The organism is Bradyrhizobium sp. Leo78 (assembly GCF_059512425.1).
Map to the genome: position 1 here is coordinate 26,163 of NZ_JCAMOT010000062.1, position 6,349 is coordinate 32,511.

The window sequence follows — 6,349 nt, forward strand, 5'->3', positions numbered from 1 at the left end:
GACGCGAAGCCTGCAAGGGCATGGAGGACGCCGCCGCAGACCTGCGCTGATCGGAGCCACGCAGCGCGTTGAGCACTATGAAATCGCCGGGTCTTTCGGCGGCCGATCGCGACCGTGAGCCTGGTCCATGACGAAACCCTCATGCGCTTCATAACGGAGCGGACATGCGCCTTCCATGCTGAGCACCGAAGCGTTTCGCGGTACCGCAACTTCAGTCACTGCATTGCCTTTCCACGCATCACCCGTTTCGGTCTTCGCCTTGCGCTTCGATCTCGGCGTGACACATCGAGACGGCCCGCTTCAGTTCGGCCAGCTGCCCGCGAAGCGCGTCGGCAAGGCGCTGTCTGGCGAAGATCGCGGCTTTCCTCGAACGGGCGAAGAGCTGCATTGGGCATGCAATCCCACGATAATGGTTCGCTCGCAGTCGATGGGTTAAGACTGAAGAAGGTCACGGGGACCCTCAGCTTGCGTTAGTGACCGCATCAGTTCCCCCAGTTCCCTCCTCGGGCCCGCGCCGCTCTCGCGTCCTCCCTCCGCGCTGATCGCCATGAAGCAAGGCGGCGGGCCAGAAGCAAAGCCGGGCGACGGCACGCCCATTCCGACCATCGTCTTCCACGGCGATCGCGACACGACCGTGCATTCGAACAACAGCGGTCGAATTGTCCGGCAATCCATCGGCGAGCCGGGCCGCCAATCGGTGCGGGTCTCCTTCCGATACGGACTCGCATCACGTCGGCTCGATTCTTTCCGTCGGGAACGACCGGCCGATTGGGCCGTTCGACTGCGTGACGGATGCCATTTCCTAGTGAGCCACCAGTGAGCGTACTTCTCGTCGAGGACGACCCTCTGATCCGCGAATTCGTAGTCGAAGCGCTGCGCGAGGCAGGCTATCCCGTGATCCACGCGAGCACTGGAGAGGAGGCTCTGGCCTGGTGCGAGCACCACGTCGCGCTGGTCACCGACGTCAGGCTGCCCGGACAAGTCGATGGATGGCAGATCGCGGAACGCTACCGAGAGCAGGATCCGAACCTGCCGGTCATCTACGCAACGGGCTTCTCGCCCACCCCACCACGCCCCGTCCCCGGCAGCCGCATCGTGAAGAAGCCCGTCCATCCGGAGGAGATCGTCCGGACAATCAAGGAGCTCGGCGAGGAAAAGGGGGCACCGCCTGGTTAGCTGCTCTACTCATGGCAAAGCCTTTCTCTTCTTCAAACAGTTCGGTGAGGAGTCGTTGCGATCCTGTACGCCGATCCTGCGCAGGGCATGTTCGTAGGCTCGAGACAGCCGCGCGATCTCTTCAGGCCCGAGAGGTGAGTTTTGAAGTATCCGGTAGATGGCCAATTGTTATTCCCATGCGGGCACCAATCGCTGAAGGAGCATTGCATCGTCGAAGCAAATTTTGGTTTCGCGAACTGCCGCCTTACTTTCGTCCTGCGAGGATGCAGTGAGAGGTAGTTAGCGAAGAGCGCCGCTGACCTGCGGTCGTACTCGCCTGCCTTTCCGGGCGACTGGATCAAGAAACTTCGCTGCGCGCAGAGGAACGATAGCGCGAGCGCCAGGTTTTCCCCGACGCCCCTGCCCCAAGGGGCGAAGCCCGTACTGGCCCGAGCTCATAGCCCCTGCCCTATGCCTACCGCAAATCAAGTCCGGGCATATTGGTGGTGCAGTCCGCCCAGAATCGGGCGACAGAGAATGCGTCCAACTGTCGCGGCGCCGCGTGAAATCGGCGCGTCTTTATGCAACGACAAATGGGTGCGCGTGCCGTTGTAATAGTTCATGTACGAGAGCAGCACGTGACGCAGATGGCGCTCTCCGAACACCACGACATGATCAATGCATTCCGGCGGATTGAACCGATCAGCCGTTCTGCACAAGCGTTTTGCCAAGGTGAGCGAGGAGACGTCGGACGGTCTCGAATCCCGATGGATCGAACCCGGCGCAGGAATATCTTTCCGTAGGCGCCGTCGCGGTCCCGGATCAGGTAACGAGGGATTTGCTCCCAGCCACACGCCTCCGTCAGTTGATTGGCGATCCATTCGGCCGTTGGGTGCGCGGTCACTCCAAGCCACAGGATCTGCCGCCGACCATGGCCCATGATCAGCAATCCATAGAGCAACCGGAACGAGATCGTCGGCACCACGAAAAGGTCCATCGCCGCGATCCCGTCAGCATGGTTGCGAAGGAACGTCTTCCATCCCTGCGAGGGGGGTCCCCTCCTCCGTGCCATGTACTTGGCGACGCTGGTCTGGCCGACATCGATGCCGAGCTTGAGAAGCTCGCCATGGAGTCTCGGTGCTCCCCACAATGGATTGGCGAGGCTCATCTCGCGGATCAGACGGCGAATCTCCAACGATACCGTTGGTCGACCGCAACAGTGGCGCGATTTCCTGCGCCAATACAGCCTAAAACCGGCGCGGTGCCAGCGGATCACGGTATCGGGTCGGACAATTGCAAGTGTATCATACATCTTGGGAAACAGCCGGCAGATACCTCCCAATATCAGCCGGTAAATCGACGCAAATCGAAGTCTCTTGGGATTGCCGCGCCGCAGCACATTGATTTGCTGCCTCAGCACCAAAATCTCCGCCTCGAGCGTTGCGCGCGACCGCAGCAGATCGATCACTGTCCCGACGATCAGTTTGCACAAATCAAACATCGAGCAGCAGCATCGCCCGATTCTCGATCAACTGCCAGCGGATTGGATTTGCGGTAGGGACAGCCCTTGTACTTGTCCGCTGGTTTCTCGGTATTCGACAAACGATATGAGGAGGTCATGGACTAGTGAGCGGAGCTCGCGGTCGGCTTACATGGGGGGCGACCCCATCGCTGAGAAAAGCAACATCCAAGCATGCCATCACGAGTAGCAAGTTGGCCTGATTTGGCTGAGGGGCGTTCGCGCAGGGCTGTCGCTCCGGCGATCAGCACGAAATTCGAGGCTCGACACCGACAACGCCGACGGCACTACGATGGTTGCCGCTAGTATGAAATCAGGCGGGATGTGGAGCCCTATATCGACCATCTGTGAAGCGTTGCTTTGGGCCTTACGGCAAGCTCTGCCGATAGAACCCTTCTTTTATAGTGCAAGTTGCGGGAGCTAACCGGCTCGAGTGTTTCGGCAAGGACGGCAAATTTGGCAAACGCTAGCGGCCGCGGACGATTGCGCGGGCCATCAATAGATCGACAACGGCTTGCGCTAGGTGTTCGGGCTTCTGCCCCATGGTCTTGAGATGAATTTCGGGTCTTATTGGCGTTTCGTAGGGCGCATCGACGCCGGTGAAGTTCTTGATCTTGCCGGAGTTCGCCTTTGCATAGAGACCTTTGGGATCGCGCCGCGCGCATTCTTCGATTGGCGTGTCCACAAAAACTTCAATGAACTCATCCTCAGCAACCAGGTTGCGTACCATATCTCGCTCGGACCTGTAGGGCGAGATGAATGAGCAAATCACGATCAAACCGCTATCGGCCATCAACTTGGCGAGTTCGCCCACACGCCGAATATTTTCAACACGGTCGGCCTCGGTGAAGCCGAGGTCCCCATTTAATCCGTGCCGCACGTTGTCGCCGTCCAGCAGCATCGTGTGGCGCGACATTGCGAACAACTTCTGATCGACGACGTTGGCAATTGTCGATTTGCCCGCGCCGGACAGGCCGGTGAACCAGATGATGCAAGGCTTTTGATCCTTGAGCGCCGCCCGCTCTCTCTTACCCACTGAAATCGGTTGCCACGCGATATTGCTAGCCCGCCGTAGCGGAAACGCGATCATGCCGGCGCCGACCGTGCGGTGGGTGTAACGGTCGATGAGGATGAATGAACCGGTCTTGCGATTGACCTCGTAAGCATCGAAAGCCGTGGGCGTTGCGGTCGCAAGATTGCAGAATCCGATCTCGTTGAGGCTAAGCGTCTTGGCTGCCAGGTGCTCACGTGTGTTGACGTCGATCCGATACTTGATTGTAGTAATACGACCGGCGGCCACAGTCTGTGTTCCAATGCGAAGGATGTAGTTGCGTCCAGCAACGAGCGGGTCATTGTCCATCCAGATCAGATGAGCGGCGAATTGATCGGCGACCTCCGGCCGCTCAGCCGGACGAGCGAGAAGATCGCCACGGCTGATATCAATCTCATCTTCGACGACAATGGTGACGGCATCGCCGGCCTCAGCGCGAGGAAGATCGCCGTCCTGGGTGACGATGCGCTTGACGCGTGTAGTCCGTCCAGACGCTGCGACAACGATCTCATCTCCTGCCGAGATGCTCGCGGAAGCCACCGTCCCGGCATAGCCGCGGAAGTCCAGGTTGGGCCGATTCACGCACTGGACTGGAAAGCGGAAAGCCTGGCTTCCAGTGTCGGACTGGATATCGATGCTCTCCAAATGATCGAGCAGGCAAGGCCCCTGGTACCACTGGGTCTTGCCGGAGCGGTTGATGACGTTGTCGCCGTACCGGGCGGAGATCGGGATCGGAACGATCGACGTGAAGCCAAGACCGGCAGCAAAGGCCACATACTCACCGACGATCCGGTCAAAACTCTCCTTCTTGTAGTTGACGAGGTCGATTTTGTTCACTGCCAGGACGACATGACGAATACCGAGCAGCGAACAGATGAAGGAGTGACGCTTGGTCTGGACCAGCACACCCTTGCGGGCATCGATCAGGATGATGGCGAGCTGGGCGTTCGAGGCGCCGGTTGCCATATTACGCGTGTACTGCTCGTGGCCGGGCGTGTCGGCCACCATGAACGAGCGGCGCCGGGTGGTAAAGAAGCGGTAAGCCACGTCAATCGTGATGCCCTGCTCCCGTTCGGCCTCAAGCCCGTCGACTACCAGCGCAAAGTCGATTTCATTGCCGTTGGTGCCGTGCTTGGCGCTGTCGCGTGCCAGCGCCATCAGCTGATCCTCGTAAATCATCTTGGTGTCATGCAGCAGCCGGCCGATCAGCGTCGACTTGCCGTCGTCGACCGAACCGCAGGTGATGAATCGCAGTTGGTCCTTCGTTCCGGCCTGGACCAGCTCGGCTGTCGCTTTGGAAGCCATCAGAAGTAACCTTCCCGCTTCTTCTTCTCCATCGAAGCGGCTTCATCGGTATCGATCAAGCGTCCCTGGCGCTCAGATACCCTCGCGGTCTGCATTTCCGCGACGATGTCCTCGATCGTGGTCGCGTCGGAGTCGATAGCCCCGCTCAAGGGATAGCATCCCAGCGTGCGGAAACGTATCATCCGCATCTCCGGCCTCTCGTTCGACTGAAGCGGTAATCGCTTGTCGTCGACCATGATCATTGCGCCGCTCCGCCGGACGACGGGCCTTTGCTTTGCGAAATAGAGCGGGACGACCGGGATCTTCTCGAGCATGATGTATTCCCAGACGTCGAGCTCAGTCCAGTTCGACATTGCGAACACACGCATGGTTTCGCCCTGGCGGATTCGGGTGTTGAAGAGATTCCAGAGCTCCGGTCGCTGGTTGCGTGGGTCCCACACGTGTCCGGCCGAACGGAAGGAGAATATCCGTTCTTTTGCGCGGCTCTTTTCCTCGTCACGTCGTGCTCCACCAAACGCGGCATCGAACTGATAGAGATCAAGCGCTTGCTTTAAGCCATCGGTCTTCATCACCTGCGTATGAAGAGCCGAGCCGGAATCGATCGGGTTGATCCCGCGCTCGATGCCTTCCTTGTTCACGTGGACGATCAAGTCGACGCCGAGGCGCTTGGCTGTCTCATCGCGGAAGGTGATCATCTCGCGAAACTTCCAGCCCGTGTCGACGTGAAGCAGGGGGAACGGCAACTTTGCCGGATAGAACGCCTTGATGGCGACGTGCAGCATGACGCTCGAGTCTTTTCCGATCGAATAGAGCATGACCGGCCTTTTGAACTCGGCGACAACCTCACGCATGATTTCGATCGATTCAGCTTCGAGGCGATGCAGATGTTTAGGCAGCACGTGGTTCTTCTTTGATGCAGGATGTCTGTCGTTAGCTGGCGTTTTGACGCAGCGAATTGCGCCCCAAGGCGACAAAGCCATCGTTGCGGAACTCGGGCTTGCCATAGCGCATGTCCTGTCCATCCGGTCCAACAACCTGGCCAGCCGCGAGCAGGACCGCATGCCGGGCATGCCGTATCCCGCGTCGTGCCAGCCCAGGTGTAGACACCCGCCTCGCCTTGCGCAATCAAACAGAGGTTTAGTGACGATCCCGGGGTTCCTTAAACCCCACCTCGTTCTAGATCGCACCATCGCTGCCCGGGCAGGGCTAAAGGGAGCGCATTTGGCAATCACCACTTATCTGGTCGACCGTGAAGAACCCGGATTTCAGCTTGGGAGGAGCTGAAGTCGGCGGATGAGCTGGACGAGGATTTGGCGCAG

5 protein-coding genes are annotated in these 6,349 nt (G+C 59.2%); 2 read left to right on the top strand and 3 right to left on the bottom strand.

The genetic code is table 11. The features are described from left to right. Positions 1-175: 175 nt before the first annotated feature. Positions 176-436, top strand: coding sequence for a hypothetical protein (locus AC5ZG1_RS39990; RefSeq protein WP_130232013.1), 261 nt, complete (start codon positions 176-178; stop codon positions 434-436). Positions 437-816: 380 nt separating this feature from the next. Beyond that, positions 817-1,176, top strand: coding sequence for a response regulator transcription factor (locus AC5ZG1_RS39995; RefSeq protein ID WP_496136202.1), 360 nt, complete (start codon positions 817-819; stop codon positions 1,174-1,176). A gap of 598 nt (positions 1,177-1,774) precedes the next feature. Here the strand turns inward: AC5ZG1_RS39995 and AC5ZG1_RS40000 are convergent. From AC5ZG1_RS40000 to cysD, 3 genes are all read right to left on the bottom strand, one after another. Beyond that, the gene (locus tag AC5ZG1_RS40000; RefSeq protein WP_496136203.1) at positions 1,775-2,647 is read right to left on the bottom strand and encodes a transposase family protein; all 873 of its coding nucleotides are present in this window, start codon (positions 2,645-2,647) and stop codon (positions 1,775-1,777) included. Between the two features lie 493 nt (positions 2,648-3,140). Further along, positions 3,141-5,030, bottom strand: coding sequence for a sulfate adenylyltransferase subunit CysN (cysN, locus tag AC5ZG1_RS40005; RefSeq protein WP_028168191.1), 1,890 nt, complete (start codon positions 5,028-5,030; stop codon positions 3,141-3,143). Next, positions 5,030-5,929 (bottom strand): sulfate adenylyltransferase subunit CysD, encoded by a 900-nt coding sequence (cysD, locus tag AC5ZG1_RS40010; protein WP_455998308.1) that lies wholly within the window; start codon positions 5,927-5,929, stop codon positions 5,030-5,032. Before cysD ends, cysN begins: the two co-directional genes overlap by 1 nt. Between the last annotated feature and the right edge of the window lie 420 nt (positions 5,930-6,349).